Annotated in this window: 13 protein-coding genes, 2 tRNA genes and 1 pseudogene; 6 read left to right on the top strand and 10 right to left on the bottom strand. The window is 68.2% G+C overall.

The features are described from left to right. The first annotated feature begins 74 nt into the window (after nucleotides 1–74). From G6N23_RS13810 to G6N23_RS13800, 3 genes and pseudogenes are all read left to right on the top strand, one after another. Nucleotides 75–9,305 (top strand): type I polyketide synthase, encoded by a 9,231-nt coding sequence (locus G6N23_RS13810; RefSeq protein WP_085260368.1) that lies wholly within the window; start codon nucleotides 75–77, stop codon nucleotides 9,303–9,305. A gap of 9 nt (nucleotides 9,306–9,314) precedes the next feature. Further along, nucleotides 9,315–9,707, top strand: a complete 393-nt coding sequence (gene acpS, locus G6N23_RS13805; RefSeq protein WP_085260367.1) for a holo-ACP synthase AcpS — start codon at nucleotides 9,315–9,317, stop codon at nucleotides 9,705–9,707. Continuing rightward, nucleotides 9,707–11,126 (top strand): annotated as a pseudogene (locus G6N23_RS13800) (M20/M25/M40 family metallo-hydrolase). The gene acpS and the pseudogene G6N23_RS13800 overlap by 1 nt, the downstream one beginning before the upstream one ends. Here G6N23_RS13800 and G6N23_RS13795 read toward each other — a convergent pair. The 3 genes from G6N23_RS13795 to bcp form a co-directional block, all read right to left on the bottom strand. Continuing rightward, a complete protein-coding gene (locus tag G6N23_RS13795; RefSeq protein ID WP_085260365.1) occupies nucleotides 11,115–12,095 on the bottom strand; it encodes a sigma-70 family RNA polymerase sigma factor in 981 nt (326 codons plus the stop codon). The pseudogene G6N23_RS13800 and the gene G6N23_RS13795 sit on opposite strands and share 12 nt — an antisense overlap. A 52-nt stretch (nucleotides 12,096–12,147) precedes the next feature. Then, nucleotides 12,148–12,621: a VOC family protein gene (locus G6N23_RS13790; protein ID WP_085260364.1), complete on the bottom strand. Its 474-nt coding sequence runs from the start codon at nucleotides 12,619–12,621 to the stop codon at nucleotides 12,148–12,150. Nucleotides 12,622–12,707: 86 nt separating this feature from the next. Further along, entirely contained in the window at nucleotides 12,708–13,193 is a 486-nt protein-coding gene (gene bcp, locus G6N23_RS13785) for a thioredoxin-dependent thiol peroxidase (protein ID WP_085260363.1), read from the bottom strand. Nucleotides 13,194–13,289: 96 nt separating this feature from the next. Between bcp and G6N23_RS13780 the strand changes: the two genes are divergently transcribed. Beyond that, nucleotides 13,290–13,517: a DUF3618 domain-containing protein gene (locus G6N23_RS13780; RefSeq protein ID WP_085260362.1), complete on the top strand. Its 228-nt coding sequence runs from the start codon at nucleotides 13,290–13,292 to the stop codon at nucleotides 13,515–13,517. Between the two features lie 206 nt (nucleotides 13,518–13,723). Here the strand turns inward: G6N23_RS13780 and G6N23_RS13775 are convergent, their stop codons facing one another. The 3 genes from G6N23_RS13775 to G6N23_RS13765 form a co-directional block, all read right to left on the bottom strand. Beyond that, complete coding sequence (locus tag G6N23_RS13775; protein WP_095173785.1) at nucleotides 13,724–14,701, bottom strand: DUF3761 domain-containing protein; 978 nt, start codon at nucleotides 14,699–14,701, stop codon at nucleotides 13,724–13,726. Beyond that, a complete protein-coding gene (locus G6N23_RS13770) occupies nucleotides 14,701–15,408 on the bottom strand; it encodes an HNH endonuclease family protein (protein WP_234808550.1) in 708 nt (235 codons plus the stop codon). The genes G6N23_RS13775 and G6N23_RS13770 overlap by 1 nt, the downstream gene beginning before the upstream one ends. Before the next feature lie 384 nt (nucleotides 15,409–15,792). Continuing rightward, a tRNA-Lys gene (locus G6N23_RS13765) sits at nucleotides 15,793–15,865 on the bottom strand. A gap of 155 nt (nucleotides 15,866–16,020) precedes the next feature. Between G6N23_RS13765 and G6N23_RS13760 the strand changes: the two genes are divergently transcribed. Next, nucleotides 16,021–17,250 carry a L,D-transpeptidase gene (locus G6N23_RS13760; protein ID WP_085260202.1) on the top strand — a complete coding sequence of 410 codons (1,230 nt, stop codon included), beginning with the start codon at nucleotides 16,021–16,023 and terminating at the stop codon, nucleotides 17,248–17,250. Nucleotides 17,251–17,270: 20 nt separating this feature from the next. Here the strand turns inward: G6N23_RS13760 and G6N23_RS13755 are convergent, their stop codons facing one another. The 3 genes from G6N23_RS13755 to orn form a co-directional block, all read right to left on the bottom strand. Next, nucleotides 17,271–17,960 carry a VldE C-terminal domain-containing protein gene (locus G6N23_RS13755; RefSeq protein WP_085260203.1) on the bottom strand — a complete coding sequence of 230 codons (690 nt, stop codon included), beginning with the start codon at nucleotides 17,958–17,960 and terminating at the stop codon, nucleotides 17,271–17,273. 427 nt (nucleotides 17,961–18,387) lie between these two features. Further along, nucleotides 18,388–18,460: transfer RNA gene (locus G6N23_RS13750), tRNA-His, on the bottom strand. Between the two features lie 44 nt (nucleotides 18,461–18,504). Continuing rightward, nucleotides 18,505–19,119, bottom strand: a complete 615-nt coding sequence (orn, locus tag G6N23_RS13745) for an oligoribonuclease (RefSeq protein WP_234808553.1) — start codon at nucleotides 19,117–19,119, stop codon at nucleotides 18,505–18,507. A gap of 117 nt (nucleotides 19,120–19,236) precedes the next feature. Between orn and G6N23_RS13740 the strand changes: the two genes are divergently transcribed. Beyond that, on the top strand, nucleotides 19,237–20,799 hold the full coding sequence (locus G6N23_RS13740) for a helicase HerA-like domain-containing protein (protein ID WP_157997517.1): 1,563 nt from the start codon (nucleotides 19,237–19,239) through the stop codon (nucleotides 20,797–20,799). 51 nt (nucleotides 20,800–20,850) lie between these two features. On the opposite strand, the gene cmrA is transcribed toward G6N23_RS13740, so the two are convergent. Next, entirely contained in the window at nucleotides 20,851–21,657 is an 807-nt protein-coding gene (gene cmrA, locus G6N23_RS13735; RefSeq protein WP_085260206.1) for a mycolate reductase, read from the bottom strand. Nucleotides 21,658–21,678: the final 21 nt, after the last annotated feature.

Here is a 21,678-nt window from a genome sequence, read left to right as displayed (position 1 = left end):
AGGGGCCCAGCCGGCCATGCCGGCAGGCGACGACCAAAAAGACGCGATGTGCCAGAGCAGGGGAGATATATAACGTGACGATCCACGAACATGACCGGGTGTCCGCCGACGGCGCTGGCTCGGGCCCGTTCGCCAACGCCTCGTCCGCCCTGGTGGATCGTCTGACGGCCGGCGAGCCGTACGCGGTCGCTTTCGGCGGTCAGGGCAGCGCCTGGCTGGAATCGCTCGAAGAGCTGGTGTCCTCGGCCGGGATCGAGACCGAGCTGGCCACGCTGGCCGGAGAGTCCGAGCTGCTGCTGGAGCCGGTCGCCAAGGAACTCGTCGTGGTCCGGCCTATCGGCTTCGAGCCGCTGCAATGGGTGCGGGCGCTGGCGGCCGAGGACCCGATCCCGTCGGCCAAGCAGCTGACCTCGGCCGCGGTGTCGGTGCCGGGGGTTCTGCTGACCCAGATCGCCGCGGTACGGGCGCTGGAACGTCAGGGTCTGGACCTGTCGGCCCACCCGCCGGTGGCGGTCGCAGGGCATTCGCAGGGCGTCCTGGCCGTCGAGTCGCTGAAGGCGCGTGGCGCCACCGACGTGCAGCTGCTCGCGATCGCCCAGTTGGTGGGCGCCGCCGGAACCCTGGTGGCCCGCCGCCGCGGCATCTCGATCCTGGGCGACCGCCCGCCCATGGTGTCGGTCGCAGGCGCCGACCCGGAGCGCATCCACCAGTTGCTGGAGGAGTTCGCCACCGATGTGCGCACCGTGCTGCCGCCGGTGCTGTCCATCCGCAACGGCCGGCGTTCGGTCGTCATCACCGGCACCCCCGAGCAGCTGTCGCGCTTCGAGCTGTACTGCGAGCAGATCGCCGACAAGGAGGCCGCCGAGCGCAAGAACAAGCTGCGCGGCGGCGCGGTCTTCGCGCCGGTCTTCGAGCCGGTGCAGGTCGAGGTCGGATTCCACTCGCCGCGGCTGTCCGATGGCATCGAGATCGTCGCGAAGTGGGCCGCTCAGATAGGTTTCGACGCTGAGGGGATCGCTCTGGCCCGCGCGATGGCCGAGTCGATTCTGGTGGGCCAGGTCGACTGGGTCGACGAGATCACCGCTCTGCACGAAGCGGGCGCGCGCTGGATTCTGGACCTGGGCCCCGGCGACATCCTGACCAGGCTGACCGCGCCGGTGATCCGCGGCCTGGGAATCGGCATCGTGCCGGTGGCCACCCGCGGTGGGCAGCGCAACCTGTTCACCATCGGGGCCGTTCCGGAGGTAGCCCGGCCCTGGACGAGCTACGCCCCGTCGGTGGTCACGCTGCCCGACGGCCGGGTCAAGCTCGACACCAAGTTCACCCGCCTGACGGGACGCTCACCGATCCTGCTGGCCGGCATGACCCCGACCACCGTCGACGCCAAGATCGTCGCCGCGGCCGCCAATGCCGGGCACTGGTCCGAGCTGGCCGGCGGCGGGCAGGTCACCGAGGAGATCTTCAACGACCGGGTCGCCGAGCTGACCGCACTGCTGGAGCCCGGTCGCACCGTCCAGTTCAACTCGTTGTTCCTGGACCCCTACCTGTGGAAGTTGCAGGTCGGTGGAAAGCGGTTGGTGCAGAAGGCCCGTGCGTCCGGTGCCCCGTTCGACGGACTGGTGATCAGCGCCGGCATCCCGGAGCTCGAGGAGGCCGTCGAGCTGATCGGTGAGCTCAACGAGGCGGGCATCACCCATGTGGTGTTCAAGCCGGGCACCGTCGAGCAGATCCGGTCGGTGATCCGCATCGCCGCCGAGGTGCCGACGACCCCGGTGATCGCGCACGTCGAGGGCGGCCGCGCCGGTGGTCACCACTCCTGGGAAGACCTCGACGACCTGCTGCTGGCGACCTACTCCGAGCTGCGTTCGCAGCCCAACATCACGCTCTGTGTCGGCGGTGGCATCGGCACCCCCGAGCGGGCCGCCGAATACCTGTCGGGGCAGTGGTCGCAGGAGTACGGCTTCCCGTCGATGCCCGTTGACGGCATCCTCGTCGGCACCGCGGCGATGGCCACCTTGGAAGCCACCACCTCGCCGGCGGTCAAGCAGATGCTGGTCGACACCAAGGGCACCGATCACTGGATCGGCGCAGGAAAAGCGCAGGGCGGCATGGCCTCTTCGCGCAGCCAGCTCGGTGCCGACATCCACGAGATCGACAACACGGCCTCGCGGTGCGGCCGGCTGCTCGACGAGGTCGCCGGCGACGGCGAAGCGGTCCAGGCCCGCCGCGACGAGATCATCGCCGCACTGGCCGACACCGCCAAGCCCTACTTCGGTGACGTCACCGAGATGACCTACGCGCAGTGGCTGCGGCGGTACGTGGAGTTGGCGATCGGTGACGGTGACTCGACCGCCGACACCGCCTCGCCGGACAGCCCCTGGCTGGCCGACACCTGGCGGGAGCGGTTCGGCTCGATGCTGCAGCGCGCAGAAGCCCGGCTCAACGAGATCGAGTCCGGCCCGATCGAGACGCTGTTCGCCGATTCCGAAGCAACGATCCTGGAGCGCCCGGCCGACGCCATCGCCGCGCTGCTGGCCCGTTACCCCGACGCCGAGACCGTCGTGCTGCACCCCGCTGACGCGCCGTTCTTCACCCAGCTGTGCAAGACGCCGGGCAAGCCGGTCAACTTCGTGCCGGTGATCGACAAGGACGTGCGCCGCTGGTGGCGCAGTGACTCGCTGTGGCAGGCGCACGACGCCCGTTACACCGCCGACCAGGTCTGCATCATTCCGGGTATCACCGCCGTGGCCGGTATCACCCGGGTCGACGAGCCGGTCGGCGAGTTGCTGGACCGCTTCGAGCAGGCGGCAGTCGACCAGGTGCTGGCCACCGGGGTGGAGCCCACCCTGGTCACCGCGCGCCGTCAAGGCCGCACCGATGTGACCGGCCCGCTGGCCGTGCTGCTTGACGCTCCCGACGTGTTGTGGGCGGGTCGTACCGCCACCAACCCGGTGCACCGGATCGGTGCCTCCTCCGAGTGGCAGGTGCAGGAGAACCGCGCCGCCACCCACGCGACGACCGGCGCGCGTCTCGAGGTCGTGTCGGATCAGAACGTCGTGCTCAGCGTTCCGCTGTCCGGTGTCTGGATCAATATTCGCTTCACCGTGCCGGCTTCCGTCGTCGATGGCGCCACCCCGCTGGTGTCCACCGAGGACGCCGCAGCCGCGATGCGCGCCGTGCTGGCCATCGCCGCCGGTGTCGACGGCCCGGAGGCCCTGCCGCCGGTGCACGACGGCACGGCCACCGTCACCGTGGCGTGGAACCCCGAGCAGGTTGCCGACCACACCGGGGTGACCGCCACCTTCGGCGCGCCGCTGGCGCCCGGACTGTCCACCGTGCCCGATGCCCTGGTCGGTCGGTGCTGGCCCGCGGTGTTCGCCGCGATCGGCTCGGCCACCACCGACGCCGGGTTCCCGGTCGTCGAGGGCCTGCTGTCGCTGGTGCACCTGGACCACGCGGCGCGCCTGATCGCCGCGCTGCCCGCCGAGCCAGCCGAATTGACCGTCACCGCAACGGCTTCGGCGGCCACCGACACCGAGGTCGGACGTGTTGTCCCGGTCTCGGTCACGGTCTGCGCCGCTGATGGAACCGTGCTGGCCACCCTCGAGGAGCGGTTCGCGATCCGTGGGCGCACCGGTGCGGCGGAACTGACCGACCCGGTGCGGGCGGGCGGCGCGGTCTCCGACAACGCCACCGATACCCCGCGCCGCCGCCGGCGCGACGTCACCGTGACCGCGCCGGTCGACATGCGGCCGTTCGCGGTGGTATCCGGAGACCACAACCCCATCCACACCGACCGGGCCGCGGCGCTGCTGGCCGGCCTGGAATCGCCCATCGTGCACGGCATGTGGCTCTCGGCCGCGGCCCAGCACGTGGTGACCGCCACCGACGGCCAAGCCCGGCCGCCGGCACGGCTGATCGGCTGGACCGCGCGTTTCCTGGGCATGGTCAAGCCCGGCGACGAGGTCGACTTCCGGGTCGACCGGGTCGGAATCGACCTCGGTGCAGAGGTTTTGGAGGTTTCGGCGCGAATCGGCTCGGACCTGGTGATGTCTGCCACCGCCCGGCTGACCGCCCCCAAGACGGTCTACGCCTTCCCCGGCCAGGGAATCCAGCACAAGGGCATGGGCATGGAGGTCCGGGCCCGCTCCAAGGCCGCCCGCAAGGTCTGGGACTCCGCGGACAAGTTCACCCGCGAAACCCTGGGGTTCTCGGTGCTGCACGTGGTGCGCGACAACCCGACCAGCCTGATCGCTTCCGGCGTGCACTACCAGCACCCCGAGGGCGTGCTCTACCTGACGCAGTTCACCCAGGTGGCGATGGCGACCGTGGCGGCCGCGCAGGTCGCCGAGATGCGTGAGCAGGGCGCCTTCGTCGAAGGCGCGATCGCCTGCGGTCACTCGGTGGGCGAGTACACCGCCCTGGCGTGTGTCAGCGGTGTCTACGAACTGGAAGCGCTGCTGGAGGTGGTGTTCCACCGCGGCTCGAAGATGCACGACATCGTGCCGCGTGACGCTTTGGGGCGCTCCAACTACCGGCTGGCCGCCATCCGGCCGTCGCAGATCGACCTCGACGACGCCGATGTCACCGCGTTCGTCGCCGAGATCTCCGAGCGCACCGGGGAATTTTTGCAGATCGTGAACTTCAACCTGCGTGGTTCGCAGTACGCGATCGCCGGCACGGTGGCCGGCCTGGAGGCCCTCGAGGAAGAGGTGGAGCGGCGCCGAGAGATCTCCGGCGGTAAGCGCTCGTTCATCCTGGTGCCCGGCATCGACGTGCCGTTCCACTCCGAGGTGCTGCGTATCGGTGTGGACGACTTCCGGCGTTCGCTGGAGCGGGTGATGCCGCGGGACAAGGATCCCGACCTGATCATCGGCCGCTACATCCCCAACCTGGTGCCCAAACCGTTCTCGCTGGATCGCGAATTCATCCAGGAGATCCGCGATCTGGTGCCGGCCGAGCCGCTGGACGAGATCCTCGCCGACTACGACACCTGGCGTAGCGAGAAGCCCGCCGAACTGTGCCGCAAAGTCGTCATCGAGCTGCTGGCCTGGCAGTTCGCCAGCCCGGTGCGCTGGATCGAGACTCAGGATCTGCTGTTCATCGAGGAGGCCGCCGGCGGCCTGGGTGTGGAGCGGTTCGTCGAGATCGGGGTGAAGTCCGCCCCGACGGTCGCCGGGCTGGCCACCAACACGCTGAAGTTGCCCGAGTATGCCCACAGCACGGTGGAGGTGCTCAACGCCGAGCGCGACGCCGCGGTGCTGTTCGCCACCGACACCGACCCCGAGCCGGAGCCGGAAGAGGAGGCGCCGGTTGAGGCTTCCGCGTCGGAAGCCGCTCCGACCGACGCGGCCCCGGCGCCTGCTGCCCCGGCGGCTCCCTCCGGTGGCCCGCGCCCCGACGACATCGTGTTCGACGCCGCCGACGCCACGCTGGCGTTGATCGCCTTGAGCGCCAAGATGCGCATCGATCAGATCGAGGCGCTGGACTCCATCGAGTCCATCACCGACGGCGCGTCGTCGCGGCGCAACCAGCTGCTGGTGGACCTGGGTTCGGAGCTGAACCTGGGTGCCATCGACGGAGCCGCCGAGGCCGACCTGTCCGGGCTGAAGTCACAGGTGACCAAGCTGGCGCGCACCTACAAGCCGTACGGGCCGGTGCTGACCGACGCGATCAACGACCAGCTCCGCACCGTCCTCGGGCCCTCCGGTAAGCGGCCCGGTGCCATCGCCGAACGGGTGAAGAAGACCTGGGAGCTCGGCGACGGCTGGGCCAAGCACGTCACCGTGGAGGTGGCGCTGGGCACCCGCGAAGGCACCAGTGTCCGGGGCGGTGCCCTGGGCGGGCTGCACGAGGGTGCGTTGGCCGATGCCGCGGCCGTCGACAAGGTGATCGATGCCGCCGTCCAGGCCATCGCCGCACGGCGCGGGGTGGCAGTGAGCCTGCCGTCGGCCGGCGGGGGCGGCGGTGCCACGGTGGATGCCGCCGCGCTGGGCGAATTCACCGCCCAGATCACCGGCCGCGACGGCGTGCTCGCCTCGGCGGCCCGGCTGGTACTGGGCCAGCTCGGCCTCGACGACGCGGTGAGTGCACCGGAGGCCGCCACCGACGCCGAGCTGATCGACCTGGTGACCGCCGAACTGGGGTCGGACTGGCCGCGCCTGGTGGCGCCCTCGTTCGACGCGCGCAAGGCGGTGCTGTTCGACGACCGCTGGGCCAGCGCCCGTGAGGATCTGGTCAAGCTGTGGCTGACCGACGAGGGCGACATCGACGCCGACTGGCCGCAGCTCTCCGAGCGCTTCGAGGGCGCCGGGCACGTCGTGGCCACCCAGGCCACCTGGTGGCAGGGCCGGGCACTCGCGGAGGGTCGCCAGATTCACGCGTCGCTGTTCGCCCGGATCGCCGCCGGCGCGGAGAACCCGGGCCGAGGCCGCTACTGCGACGAGGTCGCGGTGGTGACCGGCGCGTCGAAGGGCTCGATCGCCGCGTCGGTGGTCGGCCAGCTGCTCGACGGCGGTGCGACCGTCATCGCGACCACGTCCAAGCTCGACGACGAGCGCCTGGGCTTCTACCGCAACCTCTACCGCGACCACGCCCGCTTCGGCGCGGCGCTGTGGGTGGTTCCGGCCAACATGGCCTCCTACTCCGACATCGACGCGCTCGTCGAGTGGGTGGGCAGCGAGCAGTCCGAAAACCTTGGACCGCAGTCGATCCACCTCAAGGACGCTCAGACACCGACGCTGCTGTTCCCGTTCGCGGCGCCGCGGGTGATCGGTGACCTCTCGGAGGCGGGCGCGCGTGCCGAGATGGAGATGAAGGTGCTGCTGTGGGCGGTGCAGCGACTGATCGGCGGCCTGTCGAAGATCGGCGCCGAACGCGACATCGCCTCCCGGCTGCACGTGGTGCTGCCCGGCTCGCCCAACCGCGGCATGTTCGGCGGTGACGGAGCCTACGGCGAGGCCAAGGCCGCGCTGGACGCGGTGGTGGCGCGCTGGAAAGCCGAGTCGTCCTGGGCTTCTCGGGTCAGCCTCGCGCACGCCCTGATCGGCTGGACCCGTGGCACCGGGTTGATGGGCCACAACGACGTCATCGTCGACGCGGTCGAGGAAGCCGGCGTCACCACCTACTCGACCGAGCAGATGGCGGCCATGCTGCTGGGCCTGTGCGACGTCGAGTCCAAGGTCGCCGCGGCCAACGCACCGATCGAGGCCGACCTGACCGGTGGGCTGGCCGAGGCGAACCTCGACATGGCCGAGCTGGCCGCCAAGGCCCGCGAGGAGATGACGGCCGAAACGGCAACCGACGACGCGGAGGATGCCGCCAACACCATTGCGGCACTGCCGAGCCCGCCGCGCGGCTACACCCCCGCGCCCCCGCCGGTCTGGGACGACCTCGACGTCGACCCGGCCGACCTGGTGGTCATCGTCGGCGGCGCCGAGCTCGGCCCGCTGGGCTCGTCGCGCACCCGTTTCGAGATGGAGGTCGCCGGCGAGCTGTCGGCCGCCGGGGTGCTGGAGCTGGCCTGGACCACCGGACTGATCAAGTGGGAAGACGACCCGGCCCCGGGCTGGTACGACACCGAAACCGGTGACCTCGTCGACGAGTCCGAACTGGTCGAGCGCTACCACGACGCCGTCGTGGAGCGGGTGGGGATCCGCGAATTCGTCGACGACGGCGCGATCGACCCCGACCACGCCTCACCGCTGCTGGTCAGTGTGTTCCTGGACAAGGACTTCTCCTTCGTGGTCTCCAGCGAGGCCGACGCACGGGCGTTCGTGGAGTTCGACCCCGAGCACACCGTGGTGCGCCCGGTGCCGGACTCCTCGGACTGGCAGGTGATCCGCAAGGCGGGCACCGAGATCCGGGTGCCGCGCAAGAGCAAGCTGTCGCGCACCGTGGGCGCCCAGATCCCGACCGGGTTCGACCCGACGGTGTGGGGGATCAGCCAGGACATGGCCACCTCCATCGACCGGGTGGCGCTGTGGAATGTCGTCGCGACCGTGGACGCGTTCTTGTCGGCGGGTTTCACCCCGACCGAGCTGATGCGCTGGGTGCACCCGTCGTTGGTGGCCAGTACCCAGGGCACCGGTATGGGCGGCATGACCTCGATGCAGACCATGTACCACGGCAACCTGCTGGGGCGGTCCAAGCCCAACGACATCCTCCAGGAGGTCCTGCCCAACGTCGTTGCCGCGCACGTGGTTCAGAGCTACGTCGGGTCCTACGGCGCGATGATCCACCCGGTGGCCGCATGTGCCACCGCGGCGGTCTCGGTCGAGGAGGGTGTCGACAAGATCCGGTTGGGCAAGGCCGAGCTGGTGGTCACCGGCGGCTACGACGACCTGACCCTGGAAGCCATCATCGGCTTCGGTGACATGGCGGCCACCGCCGACACCGAGATGATGCGCAACAAGGGCATCAGCGACTCGAAGTTCTCCCGCGCCAACGACCGCCGCCGGCTGGGCTTCGTCGAGGCTCAGGGCGGTGGCACCATCCTGCTGGCCCGCGGAGACCTCGCGGCCAAGATGGGTCTGCCGGTGCTGGCCGTGGTGGCCTACGCGCAGAGCTTCGCCGACGGCGTGCACACCTCCATTCCGGCCCCGGGGCTGGGTGCACTCGGCGCCGGCCGGGGCGGCAAGGACTCGATGCTGGCCCGCTCGCTAGCCAAGCTGGGCGTCGGCGCCGACGACATCGCGGTGATCTCCAAGCACGACACCTCGACTCTGGCCAACGACCCCAACGAGACCGAGCTGCACGAGCGGCTGGCCGACTCGCTGGGCCGCGCGCCAGGCGCACCGCTGTTCGTGGTCAGCCAGAAGAGCCTGACCGGGCATGCCAAGGGCGGTGCGGCGGTCTTCCAGCTGATGGGGTTGTGCCAGGTGCTGCGCGACGGGGTCATCCCGCCCAACCGCAGCCTGGACTGCGTCGACGACGAGCTGGCCACCGCCGGGCACTTCGTGTGGGTGCGTGAGCCCCTGCACCTCGGGGACAAGTTCCCGCTCAAGGCCGGGCTGGTCACCAGCCTCGGGTTCGGCCACGTTTCCGGTCTGGTGGCGCTGGTGCACCCGCAGGCCTTCCTGGCCGCACTGGACCCGAGCCGGCGCGAGGCCTACCTGGAGCAGGCATCGAGCCGGGTGCTCGACGGTCAGCGCCGACTCGCCTCGGCGATCGCCGGCGGAAAGCCGATGTATGAGCGGCCCGCCGACCGGCGATTCGACCACGACACATCGGAGAAGCGACAGGAGTCGGCGATGCTGCTCAACCCGGCGGCCCGGCTCGGCGACGGCGACGTCTACATCGGTTAGCGTTAGCCCGTGTCAATCGTTGGTGTCGGGATCGACCTTGTCTCGATCCCTGACTTCGCCGAACAGGTCGACCAGCCGGGGACGGTGTTCGCCGAGACGTTCACCCCCGGTGAGCGCCGCGACGCCTCCGACAAGAGTTCGTCGGCGGCGCGGCACCTGGCGGCCCGGTGGGCGGCCAAGGAGGCGGTGATCAAGGCCTGGTCGGGGTCGCGGTTCGCCCAGAAACCGGTGCTGCCGGAGGCGATTCACCGCGACATCGAGGTGGTCACCGACATGTGGGGGCGTCCGAAGGTAAGGCTGTCCGGCGAGATCGCCCGGCACCTGGCCGACGTGACGATCCACGTGTCGCTGACCCACGAGGCCGACACCGCCGCCGCCGTGGCCATCCTCGAGGTCAGTTAGTGCCGAGCAGACACAGAATCGCACTCACGTGGCCTCGGGCGTGCGATTCTGTGTCTGCTCGCGGAGGGAAAGCGCGCCATGGGTGATCTGGTGCAGCGAGTCCGCGATGTGCTGCCGTCGGTGCGGGCCGACCTGGAGGACCTGATGCGCATCGAATCGGTGTGGGCCGACCCGGCACGGCGCCCCGAGGTGCAGCGCAGTGCGCAACTGACCGCAGATCTGCTGAGCCAGGCAGGATTTCCGGACGTGCAGATCGTCGCCGAGGGCGGCGCACCGGCCGTGATCGCCCGCTACCCGGCCCCACCCGGTGCGCCGACCGTGCTGCTCTACGCCCATCACGACGTGCAGCCCGAAGGCGACGCCGGCCAGTGGGCGTCGCCGCCGTTCGAGCCGACCGAACGCGACGGGCGGCTCTACGGCCGAGGCAGTGCCGACGACAAAGCTGGTATCGCAACACATCTGGCGGCGTTTCGGGCGCACGACGGCCGCCCTCCGGTAGGGGTGACGGTCTTCGTCGAAGGCGAGGAGGAGTCCGGCTCGCCGTCGCTGGGCGCGCTGCTGTCCGCGCACCGCGAAGCGTTGAGCGCCGACGTGATCATCATCGCCGACTCCGACAACTGGACCACCGAGATCCCCTCGCTGACGGTCTCGCTGCGCGGGCTGGCCGACTGTGTGGTCGAGGTTGCCACCCTCGACCACGGCCTGCACTCGGGACTGTGGGGTGGGGTGGTGCCCGACGCGCTGAGCGTGCTGGTGCGGTTGCTGGCCAGCCTGCACGACGACGACGGCAACGTCGCCGTTGCCGGACTGCACGAAAGCGTCGCTGCCCCAGTCGATTACCCTCCGGAGCGGGTGCGCGCCGACACCGGACTGCTGGCGGGGGTCAACGAGGTCGGTTCCGGTTCGGTACCGCAGCGGTTGTGGGCCAAACCGGCGATCACCGTCATCGGTATCGACACCACCAGTGTGGCGGCGTCCTCGAACACGTTGATCCCGCGGGCACGCGCCAAGATCAGCCTGCGGGTGGCCCCCGGCGGCGACGCGGCCGCCCACCTGGAAGCGCTGAAAACCCATCTGGAACAGCATGTTTCGTGGGGAGCGCAGCTGACCGTCACGCCCGGCGACGTCGGCGAACCCTACGCGATCGACGCCACCGGTCCAATCTACGACGCGGCCAGGGACGCGTTCCGCCAGGCGTGGGGTGCCGAACCGGTGGACATGGGCATGGGCGGTTCGATCCCGTTCATCGCGGAATTCGCCGCCGCCTACCCGCAGGCCACCATCCTGGTCACCGGGGTGGAAGATCCAGCGACTCAGGCGCACAGCGTCAACGAGAGTCTGCACCTGGGTGTGCTGGAGCGCGCCGCCACCGCCGAGGCGCTGCTGTTGGCGAAGCTGGGCCCCGCATCACAACGTTGACGGTAAGCCGAACGCTGCGAACAATTCGGGGGCAAACCAGGCGGTGACCCGTTCGATTCCGTTCGGCCCGACGTGGAGCTGCTGTAACTGGAAGGCCCGGTGCAGGCCGGCCCCTTCGCGCAGGTAGACCGCAAACGCGGGCAGCCCGTTCGCCGATGTCGGCGCCAACCGCATGTCACCGATTCCCCGGGCCGGGCACCAGGTGCCGATCAAGGTGCCCACCTGCGCGGCGCCTTGATACCAGCCGGGGAACGGGGGCATCTCCCAGACCACGTCGGCTGCCAGCAGTTCGACGATGGCCGGCACGTCGTAGTTCTCGAAGGCGCGCAGGTATGCCGCGAGCAGCCGGCGTTGTTGTTGAGTGTCTGGTTCGGTGGGAGTGGCGAGATCGGCGGATTCACCCATCCGCGCGTGGGCCCGTTGCAACGTCGAGTTCACCCCGGCGACCGACAGTCCCAGCGCCTCGGCCACCTCCCCGGCGCGGAGGGCAAGCACATCGCGCATCAGCAGCACGGCGCGTTGCTGCGCGGTCAGGTGCTGCAGCGCGGCGATGAACGCGATCCGCACCGACTCTCGGCTGATGGCACGCTCTTCGGGGTGGGGCGGTTCGCTCGTCCACAACCACGTGTCGGGGACAGGCTCCAGCCACCGGGTCGACGTGTCCTCCTCGGGCCGGTGACCGGCGTCGGTGGCCGGAGCACCCAGGCCGGTCGGTAGCGGACGGCGTCGCCGTTGGTCCAGATAGTTCAGGCACACGTTGGTGGCGATGCGATACAGCCAGGTGCGCACCGAAGATCGGTGTTCGAAATCTTGGAACGAGCGCCACGCCCGCAGGTAGGTCTCCTGCACCAAGTCCTCGGCTTCGTGCAGACAGCCGGTCATCCGATAGCAGTGGGCACGGACCTCACGGCGAAACGGATCCAGAAGGGAGACAACGTCGAGATCTGCGGCCGTCTGGGACACCGGCATACGCCCAAGCTACCGGCCGGCGCACCGTGCGGCCAGCGCCGAGCGGGCCTGTTCACCCTGCCTCGGCTGCTGCCTCCAAGGCGGCGACATCGAGTTTGACCATCGCGAACATGGCTTCCTTGACGCGTTGCACCCGCGCCGGGTCTGGATCGGTCATTAATTCACCCAGCCGCCGCGGTGTGACCTGCCACGACAGCCCGTAGCGGTCCTTGAGCCACCCGCACTGCACCTCACTGCCACCGCGGGACAGGGTGCTCCAGTAGTAGTCGAGCTCAGTCTGATCAGCGCACTCGATCTCGATCGAGATCGCCTCGGTGAACGGGAAGTCCGGGCCGCCGTTGACGGCCGAGAACTCACGGCCGTCGAGAGTGAACAACACCACCAGGGGGGTGCCTTCGCGGTCGGGGTTCTCCGGGCCCCAGTAGGAGACATGGCTGATCTGGGAGTTGGGGAAGATCGCTACGTAGTATTCGGCGGCTTCCAGTGCTTGGGTGTCGAACCACAAGCCGATACGGGTCGTGGGCATCGTCTGCTCCTCTCGGGGGCCATCGGTGAGCCGGTTGGCTCTCGGATATATCGACCGGGCCCGAGACGAAAACTCATCGCGAAGCGCTAAATCGACAGATCCCGCCGCAGTTTGGCCACATGCCCGGTGGCCCGCACGTTGTACTGTGCCTCGGCGATCTTGCCCTGCTCGTCGACGACGAACGTCGAGCGGATGACGCCCTGCACGGTCTTGCCGTACATCTTCTTCTCACCGTAGGCGCCCCAGGCCGACAGCACGGCGCGGTCCGGGTCGGACAGCAGCGGGAACGTCAGGCCCTCGGCGTCGCGGAACTTCGCCAGCTTGGCCGGCTTGTCGGGGGAGATGCCGATGACATCGAGCCCGGCGTCGCTGAAGTCACGCAGGTTGTCCCGGAAGTCGCAGGCCTGCTTGGTGCATCCGGGCGTCGACGCCGCCGGGTAGAAGTAGACGACCACCCGTCGGCCCCGGTAGTCGGCCAGTGACACGGTGTTGCCGTCGGCGTCGGGCAGGCTGAACGCGGGCGCTACATCGCCGGGCGCAAGGCGTGCGGTGTCGGTCGCTCGGTCGGTCACTGAAAGCCCCTTTCTGCTCGCCGGAGCGTGAGACCAAGCCCGGCTGCTCTAGGGTAGTTCGGCAGGGGCAGCATCGGGCGGACAGGGAGGACGACAGTGGCGGAACGCGATCCCGAGCGGATCAAGAAGGACATCGACCAGGCGCGCGACCAGTTGGCGTCGACGGTGGACATTCTCGCGGACCGGGCCAACCCCCGTCACCTGGCTGAGCGGGCCAAGACCCGGATTGTCGGCTTCGTCACCCAGCCGGTGGTGATGGTCTCGCTGGCGGGGGCCGGCGGCTTGCTCGTCGTGTTGGCGATCCGGCGCATCCGCAACCGCTGATGCCTTCGCGCCACGGCGCGAATCTGGTTCCAACCTGTGAAGGCTACGACTTCAGGACAATCGTGCGAAGGCGTTGCATCGACATTCACCTCCGGGATGGGGTGAACGGCAGACCACGCGACAACGATCCGATGTACATGTCCGGTCCGAACCGGATGGCCACAGCGACGAAAGAGCCGAGACTGTCGCGATAATGCGAAGTCGCGTCACGGTCGGCTGTCCAGCCACACTGCGACGCCCCCATGGTCCGCGCAGGAACCGCTCCGATGGCTCGAGTATGAATAGGTGCCATCTCGGCACTCCGCGGTCGCTCGGCCAGGCAACGAATTGGAGGCGGACGGCTGCGGAACGCACTCCCCATTCACATTGCGGTAGCAGGTGGAAGATGACTGCGATGTCGTCGGACGGCTACTTGTCGGCGACCAAATACCCGGAGCAGGTTCCGTATCTCCGTTTCTCGACCGGACCAGTGCCACAAGCACAACGACAACGAGAATGACGGCTGCCAGGACGAGGAGCCACTTCCACAGCGAGGGGCTGGTCGTTGTGACTGTTGAGCCAGTTGTGTCCGTCCCAGAAACGGCATCCGGCGAACGAGAGGTTTGGTCAGTCTTGGCTCGCCAGCTCTCGGCGATCGTAAGCCAGTGCTCGGAGATGCTCTTGAACCGTTTCACCTGTTCATCGGGTAGCCCGTATTCCTCCGCTTGACGGTGGAGGCGCTGCCAGACGAAGCCGTATTCATTGGCGGCGTCAGCGCTTGGAGCGGTGCCGGTGGCCGGGGGTATCGGCGAGTAGGGGTCTTCGTCGGGCGGGGCGGGAAAGCCGGGGGCGGGGAATCCTGCTGCGCGTTGCGCGGCCCAGAGCCACGCCACCGTGTCGGCGTCAGCTTTCCGTGCTTCTGCTCCTGCTTCGTCGGGCACCAGGCTCGTGATGGTTTTGATCGGAGCGCCCTTTGCATCGCCGTGGTTGCCGAATCCGGTGACAACGGCGTAGTTCTCGGGGTGCGGGGTATCAGGGACGATCACCCACTGGCCTGGAAGTGGAGGTTCACGGAAGGGCCAGTAGTAGACGTAAGGGTCTTCACGCCCGTTGTCGGGAACCGGCCTGGCCGGGGACCGGTATGCAATCCGGACGATCGTCAGACCCCTGCTGGTACCGGTGACGCCGTCGTTGTCGTTCTGCATCAGCAGGCATCGAGAATTCGGGCCAGGGCGTCGTGCTCTGGCTGGGTTATCCACAGTCCGTATCGGGTCTTCACGTCGACGATTCGTGTCGCGTAGGTGCAGCGGTAGGAGGTTCGCGGCGGGAGCCACGACGCCGCGTCGCTTGAGCCCTTTTGGTCGTTGACTGCCGCAGTTGTCGTTTGGAGGTTGATCGGGTCGTTGGCGAAGTTCCTGCGAGTCATGTAGTTCCAGTCCTGGGCGCCTTTCTGCCAGGCGTCGAGGATGGGCACGATGTGGTCGATCTGGATTCGGTTCGACGATCCGGGCCCGCGCTGGTAGAGGATCGTTTCGCCGGTGTAGGGGTCGTTGAGTATGCCGGACAGGACGATGCAGGCTTTGCGTCCCGGCCTGAAGCCTGCTCCGGTGAGGTCGCGTCGAAGGATGTCGTTGCGGGTGTCGCAGCCGTTGTGGCCGCCGTCCACGGTGACGTCGTCACTCCATGGGCTGCCGAACAGGGCGCGGTCGTAGTTGGTCTTCGGCGCGCGACCTTTGATGGGAAGAGCGGAAAGTTTCGCCGATGCTGGACTGCTCGTTGAGGTTAGGGCGCGCGATGTGGTGGGGAGATAATTCGAAGTTACTGTTGTCGCGGTGGTGGATGAACCTGAGTCGACCGCCAGGACAGTTGCGATGTAGATGATGGCGCACGCGATGGCAGCGAGGAGCGTCATTCTGGCTCGTCTACTCAAGGTCATCGCGGACGATCTGCTCATACCGACGAGAAGTGCGCCGACTGGACTGGGGTGCGGTCCATGGGCGTTGAGTTTAGGCGTGGTGCCAATTTCTCTAAGATCGTTTTAGAAAAATATCCCGAGTTGTCGCGAAGTTCCGATAGCTGCGGGTTGCGGTGGCGTGGGCGCGGGTGGGGAGTGTCCGAAGTGAGCAACGGACGGCCCCCGCGAGCCATGACGATGCGAGAACATGGCGGCGTGGGAGCGCAATCCCGCTGCGCTGGTATTCAGCCAAATGTCGACTTCGGCCGCGGCGGATCCCAGTTGGAGCCGATCGGGTACATCCTTGGGTGCGCCGGAAAATCGAAAACCCGCTCTGAACTGTGCGCCGTCAGGGTTTCGAACCCCGGACCCGCTGATTAAGAGTCAGCTGCTCTACCAACTGAGCTAACGGCGCTGGGCGGTCAAGACCGCGAGGAAGACAATAACAGGCGCTGCACCGCGAGGCGAAATCCCCTGGTGCCCGGGCGGGCGATCGCCCGGCAGCGGTACGCCCGATTAGCCACTAGACTGCCTGCGAGCAGTTTGAGCTGGGTCAGGTGGGAAAAGAGCATGGGGCAGGTTGGTTCGACACGCCGCTGTCGGGGGTATCGGTCCCGGCTTGCGGCGGTGCTGATGGTGCCGGTCACGGTGTTGGGACTGAGCGCCTGCGGCGGCAATGCCGACGCGGAGGCGACGAAGATCATCACCGACAAGGGCACCCCGTTCGCCGACCTGCTGGTGCCCAAGCTCACCGCCTCGGTCACCGACAAAGCTGTCGGCGTGGCGGTGGACGTGCCGGTGACGGTGACCGCCGAGGACGGCGTGCTCGACTCGGTCACCATGGTCAACGAATACGGTTCGGTGGTCGACGGTCGGCTCAGCCCCGACGGGCTGACCTGGTCGACAACCGAGCCGCTCGGCTACAACAAGCGCTACACGGTGAACGCCAAGTCCCTCGGGCTGGGTGGGGTGACCAGCCGGCAGATGACGTTTCAGACGCATTCGCCGCAAAACCTGACCATGCCCTACGTCATGCCCCGCGACGGCGAGGTCGTCGGCGTCGGGCAGCCGGTGGCGATCCGGTTCGACGAGAACATCGCTGATCGCGCGGCGGCCGAAAAGGCGATCAAGATCACCACCGACCCACCGGTGGCCGGCGCGTTCTACTGGCTGAACAATCGCGAAGTGCGCTGGCGCCCACAGTCTTTCTGGAAGCCGGGCACCAATATCGATGTTGCGGTCAACACCTACGGTGTGGACCTGGGCAACGGCGTGTACGGCCAGGACAACGCGTCGAGCCATTTCGTCATCGGCGACGAGGTCATCGCCACCGTCGATGACGACACCAAGTCGCTGGTGGTGCGGGTCAACGGCGAAATCGTCAAGACCATGCCGGTGTCGATGGGCAAGGACAGCACTCCGACGAACAACGGCACCTACATCGTCGGCGAACGTTTCCCCCACATCGTGATGGATTCGTCGACCTACGGGGTGCCGGTCAACTCGCCCAACGGCTATCGCACCGATGTGGACTGGGCCACCCAGATCTCCTACAGCGGAATCTTCGTGCACTCGGCGCCGTGGTCGGTGGGCGCGCAGGGTTACTCCAACACCAGCCACGGCTGCATCAACGTCAGTCCCAGCAACGCGCTGTGGTTCTACGACCACGTCAAGCGTGGCGACGTGGTGCAGATCAGCAACACGAGCGGGCCGCTGCTGCCCGGCACCGAGGGCCTCGGCGACTGGAACGTGCCGTGGTCGCAGTGGGAAACCGGCAACGCCAACGAACCGACGCGTTAGCGCCGGCCGGGCCTCGCGGCTCAGGCGGGGGCCGGCTCGTTCTCTTCGTGCAGGTATTCTTCGCCGCCGTTGGGATAGCCGCCGCCGAACGTGGTGATGTGCACGTGGTCGTAGTGGCCGTTGCCGCGGCCGCTGGGCCCCGCAGGCGTGTAGTAGGTGCCCCGCCAGATCGCGTCTTGCAGGGCGAATCGGCCGGCGTTGCGCAGCGCGTACGCCACGATTTGGTCTCCCAGCGCGATGCCCTCGGGGCTGCCGGAGTTGGGGATCATGATGTCGATCGCCAGACCCGACGGATGCCAGCGCTGGCCGTCCGGGCGCACCCCGATCATGTTGTGCACCTGCGGGAACGCCTCGCTGATGCTGCGCGAGACCAGGATGGTCTTGACCTGCATGCCGCGCTCGTTGGCGATGCCGGGCGGCAGCGCGTGCGGCGCCGGCATGCCCCAATTGCCCACGGCGAAGGCTTCGGCCGGTGGTGGCGGTAGGTCTTCGGGTGGCGGCGGGGGCCCGTCCTCCGGCGGGGGTGGCCCGTCTTCGGGAGGCGGGGGAGGCATGTCCTCGGGCGGAGGCGGTGGTGCTTCCTCGGGCGGGGGCGGCGCTTCGGCGACGGCCGCGGATTCGTCGTTGCTTCCCGGTTCCGCGCCGGCTCCGCCGGCCAACAAAACGGCGGCCGGCAACACCGCCGTCGCCGCCAAAACCGAGGATTTCATGCGCAGATCAATCAGTCCTTGCGTGAGCACGCAGGGAACCGTAACCAAAACGTGACATATCGCCAAACCGACGCGCCCCGATTTCGTTACAAATATCCACTGCGGTGACACGTTTTGGCGACCGGACTCACCGCGCTCCAGCCGGTGTCAACGGCAGCGAAGAATCATCCTGACCTCGGCAATTAAGATAATCGGCGGCTGCAGACCCACGACGCTGCCCGGTACACCCTCCAGAGCCGGTCGAGTGTGGCGCAGATCTCGTCCCAGGGCGCATGGCGAGCGGCCGCGAGCTCACCGTCGCCGGTGCGTGGACAAGCCAGGTCCGGCAACTCCGCTGCCGACGGTTAGGCCACGAAACAGATGTGGCGTCCGGTAACGGGTCCCCACGAAAGAAAAAGGTCGGAGGGCGAACCCTCCGACCTGTCGGGGTGGCTGACGGGACTCGAACCCGCGACACCCAGGATCACAACCTGGTGCTCTACCAGCTGAACTACAGCCACCATTTGCTGCCGATCGGCGAGCCGAGCACGCAGCGTCGTCGATACTAGCCGCTCGGGCGCTCGGCGACCGAATCGATTTCCTCCGGCGCGTCCGAGGGCGGTCCCAACTCGGCTGCAATTGCGGCAATGTCGCTGGTAGGCGGTCCGGGAGGGGCCACGAACGCGGTGCCCCGGTAGAACTTGAGCTCCCGGATGGACTCGTGGATGTCAGCCAGGGCCCGGTGCGCGAGCCCCTTCTCCGGCTGGCCGAAATAGATCCGCGGGTACCAGCGCCGGCACAACTCCTTGATCGAGCTGACATCCACCATCCGGTAGTGCAGATAGTCGTTGAGCGCAATCATGTCGCGGGCCAGAAACGCGCGGTCGGTGCCGATCGAGTTGCCCGCCAGCGGCGCCGTCTTGGCTTGCTTGACGTGGGTCCGGATGTAGTCGAGCACCATCGCCTCGGCGGTGGCCAGGTCGATGGTCGAGGCCCTGACCTCCTCGATCAGCCCCGATCGGGTGTGCATGGCGGTCACGACGTCGCTCATGGCGTCCAGCGTGGCGTCGTCGGTGTGGATCACCACGTCGATCCCGTCGCCGAGGATGTTCAGCTCACCGTCGGTGACCAGGGCGGCGATCTCGATCAGTTTGTCCGAAGCCAGATCAAGACCGGTCATCTCGCAGTCGATCCAGACGAGTTCGTCTCGTGCAGCGCTCACAGTTTGCCCACGTTAGCCCCTCGGGGCTCCCGTAGTCGCATGACGGTGCGGACCGGGCAAGTAATGTCGTGGCCTGTGAGTCCCGATTCGGCGGCGAACGCCGCACAGCAGATCGCGGCCGGCTACACCGCCGACGGTCAGGCCCTGGAACTGGGCGCGGTGGTCATCGACGGGACCGCCGACCCCTCGGCGCAGGTCCGGATCCCGCTGGCCACGATCAACCGGCACGGGCTGGTGGCCGGCGCCACCGGTACCGGCAAGACCAAGACACTGCAGGTGATCGCCGAACAGCTGTCCGCGGCCGGCGTCCCGGTGCTGATGGCCGACGTCAAGGGCGACCTGTCCGGGCTGTCGCGGCCCGGGGAGGCGGGCGACAAGATCAGCCAGCGTGCCACCGAGACCGGCGACGACTGGTCGGCGACCGCGTTCCCGACGGAGTTCCTGTCGCTGGGCACCGGCGGTATCGGCGTACCGGTGCGTGCCACCATTTCCAGCTTCGGCCCTATTCTGTTGTCGAAAGTGCTGGGGCTCAACGCCACTCAGGAGTCGACGCTCGGGTTGATCTTCCACTGGGCCGACCAGAACGGCTATCTGCTGCTGGATTTGAAGGACCTGCGCTCGGTGATCAGCTACCTCACCAGCGACGAGGGCAAACCGGCGCTCAAGCAGCTCGGCGCGGTTTCCCCGGCGACCGCCGGGGTGATCCTGCGAGCACTGGTCAATCTGGAAGCCGAAGGCGCCGACACCTTCTTCGGGGAGCCGGAACTGGACCCCAAGGATCTGATCCGGCTCGACCCGCAGGGCCGCGGCATCATCTCGCTGCTCGAACTCGGCGATCAGGCGGCGCGCCCGGTGCTGTTCTCCACGTTCCTGATGTGGGTGCTGGCCGACCTGTTCACCTTCCTGCCCGAGGTCGGCGACCTCGACAAACCCAAGCTGGTGTTCTTCTTCGACGAGGCGCACCTGTTGTTCACCGACGCCTCGAAGGCGTTCCTGGAACAGGTCGAGCAGACCGTCAAACTGATCCGCTCCAAGGGTGTCGGGGTGTTCTTCTGCACGCAGCTGCCCACCGACGTGCCCAACGCGGTGCTGTCGCAGCTGGGTGCGCGCATCCAGCACGCGCTGCGCGCCTTCACCCCCGACGACCAGAAGGCGCTGAGCAGAACGGTGCGCACCTACCCGAAAACCAAGGTGTACGACCTGGAGTCGGCGCTGACGTCGCTGGGTATCGGCGAAGCGGTCGTCACCGTGCTCTCCGAGCGTGGCGCCCCGACCCCGGTCGCGTGGACCCGGCTGCGGGCGCCGCGGTCCATGATGGGGACCATCGGCCCCGACGCGATCGCCACGGCCGCCAAAGCCAGTGCGCTGCAGTCTGAATACGGCCAGACCGTCGATCGGGAATCGGCCTACGAAATCCTGTCGGCGAAGCTGACAGCCGGAGAGGGCAGCCGGCCCCCGCAGGGTGACGGCAGTGTTCCGCCGCCCCCGGAGCGGCTGCACTGGTGGCAGCGTTTCGGACGCTGGCTCACCCACTTCCTGTCGACCCGGGAGGGCAAGAGGGCGGTGACCGTGGTCACCAGCGTGGTGGTCGGGCAGATCTCCCGCGGCGCGATGGGGACCGGTCGCCGCAGGCGCTAAACCGGCGCCGGCGACCCGCTTCGCCCGGCTCCGCCGCGCTACCGATCGCCGCTAGCCCCCGCCGAGCTTCTTGTAGACCGCGCCCACGATCGGCGTGACGATCGCGCGCGGGGCGTACCCGCTGGCCATCGACATGGCCTTCGACGTGATTCCGGGAACGACGCGCATCTTGTTGCGGTCCAACGCATCCAGCGACAGCTTGGCGGTGTGCTGGGTGGAGATCCACAAGAAATCCGGTATCAGCTTGTCGACCAGTGACGCTTCGGCGGCATCGGGCGCCTCGGCGCGCACCGGCCCCGGCGCCAACAACGTCACGTGCACCCCGGACTTGAGCAGCTCGCCGCGCAGCGACTCGCTGAAGGTGTTGGCGAAGGCCTTGGTCGCGGCGTAGGTGGCGTTGTTGGGTATCGGCGAGTTGCCGGCAGCCGAACCCGAGATCAGGATGCCGCCGGCGCGGCGCGCCAGCATGCCCGGCAGCACCGCCAGCACCAGGTCGTGCACCGCAACCGCGTTCAGCTGCACCTGTGCCTTCTCCGCGGCCGGGTCCAGGCCGGAGATCGGCCCGAACGTCGCGGTGCCGGCGTTGGCGCACAGCACCGAGATCTCCCGGTCGGCCAGTTCGGCGCAGAACCGGTCTCGGGCCGGCGGGTCGGCCAGGTCAACCGCCCGCACCTCCACAGCCACCCGATACTTGTCGCGCAGGCGGGCCGCCACGTCGTTGAGCACGTCCTCGCGGCGCGCGGTGATGATCAGCGCGTGGCCACGGGCGGCCAGCTCGGTGGCCAGCGCTTCGCCGATCCCCTGGGACGCTCCGGTGACGACGGCGCGGGCATCCGGACTGGGAGCAGGCACTGGCATGGGCCAATCGTAGAGTGCCAG

Source organism: Mycolicibacter terrae (genome assembly GCF_010727125.1).
Lineage (GTDB): Bacteria > Actinomycetota > Actinomycetes > Mycobacteriales > Mycobacteriaceae > Mycobacterium > Mycobacterium terrae.
The sequence above is the reverse complement of the archived record's forward strand: the minus strand, read 5'-3'. Positions and strand labels throughout refer to the sequence as shown.

Excerpts from the sequence above, each read along its gene's own strand:
- G6N23_RS13795 (WP_085260365.1), bottom strand. The coding sequence starts at position 12,095 with ATGCCGGTGTCCCAGACGGCCGCAGATCTCGACGTTGTCTCCCTTCTG.
- G6N23_RS13790 (WP_085260364.1), bottom strand. The coding sequence starts at position 12,621 with ATGCCCACGACCCGTATCGGCTTGTGGTTCGACACCCAAGCACTGGAA.
- G6N23_RS13775 (WP_095173785.1), bottom strand. The coding sequence starts at position 14,701 with ATGCAGAACGACAACGACGGCGTCACCGGTACCAGCAGGGGTCTGACG.
- G6N23_RS13770 (WP_234808550.1), bottom strand. The coding sequence starts at position 15,408 with ATGACGCTCCTCGCTGCCATCGCGTGCGCCATCATCTACATCGCAACT.
- G6N23_RS13760 (WP_085260202.1), top strand. The coding sequence starts at position 16,021 with ATGGGGCAGGTTGGTTCGACACGCCGCTGTCGGGGGTATCGGTCCCGG.
- G6N23_RS13755 (WP_085260203.1), bottom strand. The coding sequence starts at position 17,960 with ATGAAATCCTCGGTTTTGGCGGCGACGGCGGTGTTGCCGGCCGCCGTT.
- orn (WP_234808553.1), bottom strand. The coding sequence starts at position 19,119 with ATGACCGGTCTTGATCTGGCTTCGGACAAACTGATCGAGATCGCCGCC.
- cmrA (WP_085260206.1), bottom strand. The coding sequence starts at position 21,657 with ATGCCAGTGCCTGCTCCCAGTCCGGATGCCCGCGCCGTCGTCACCGGA.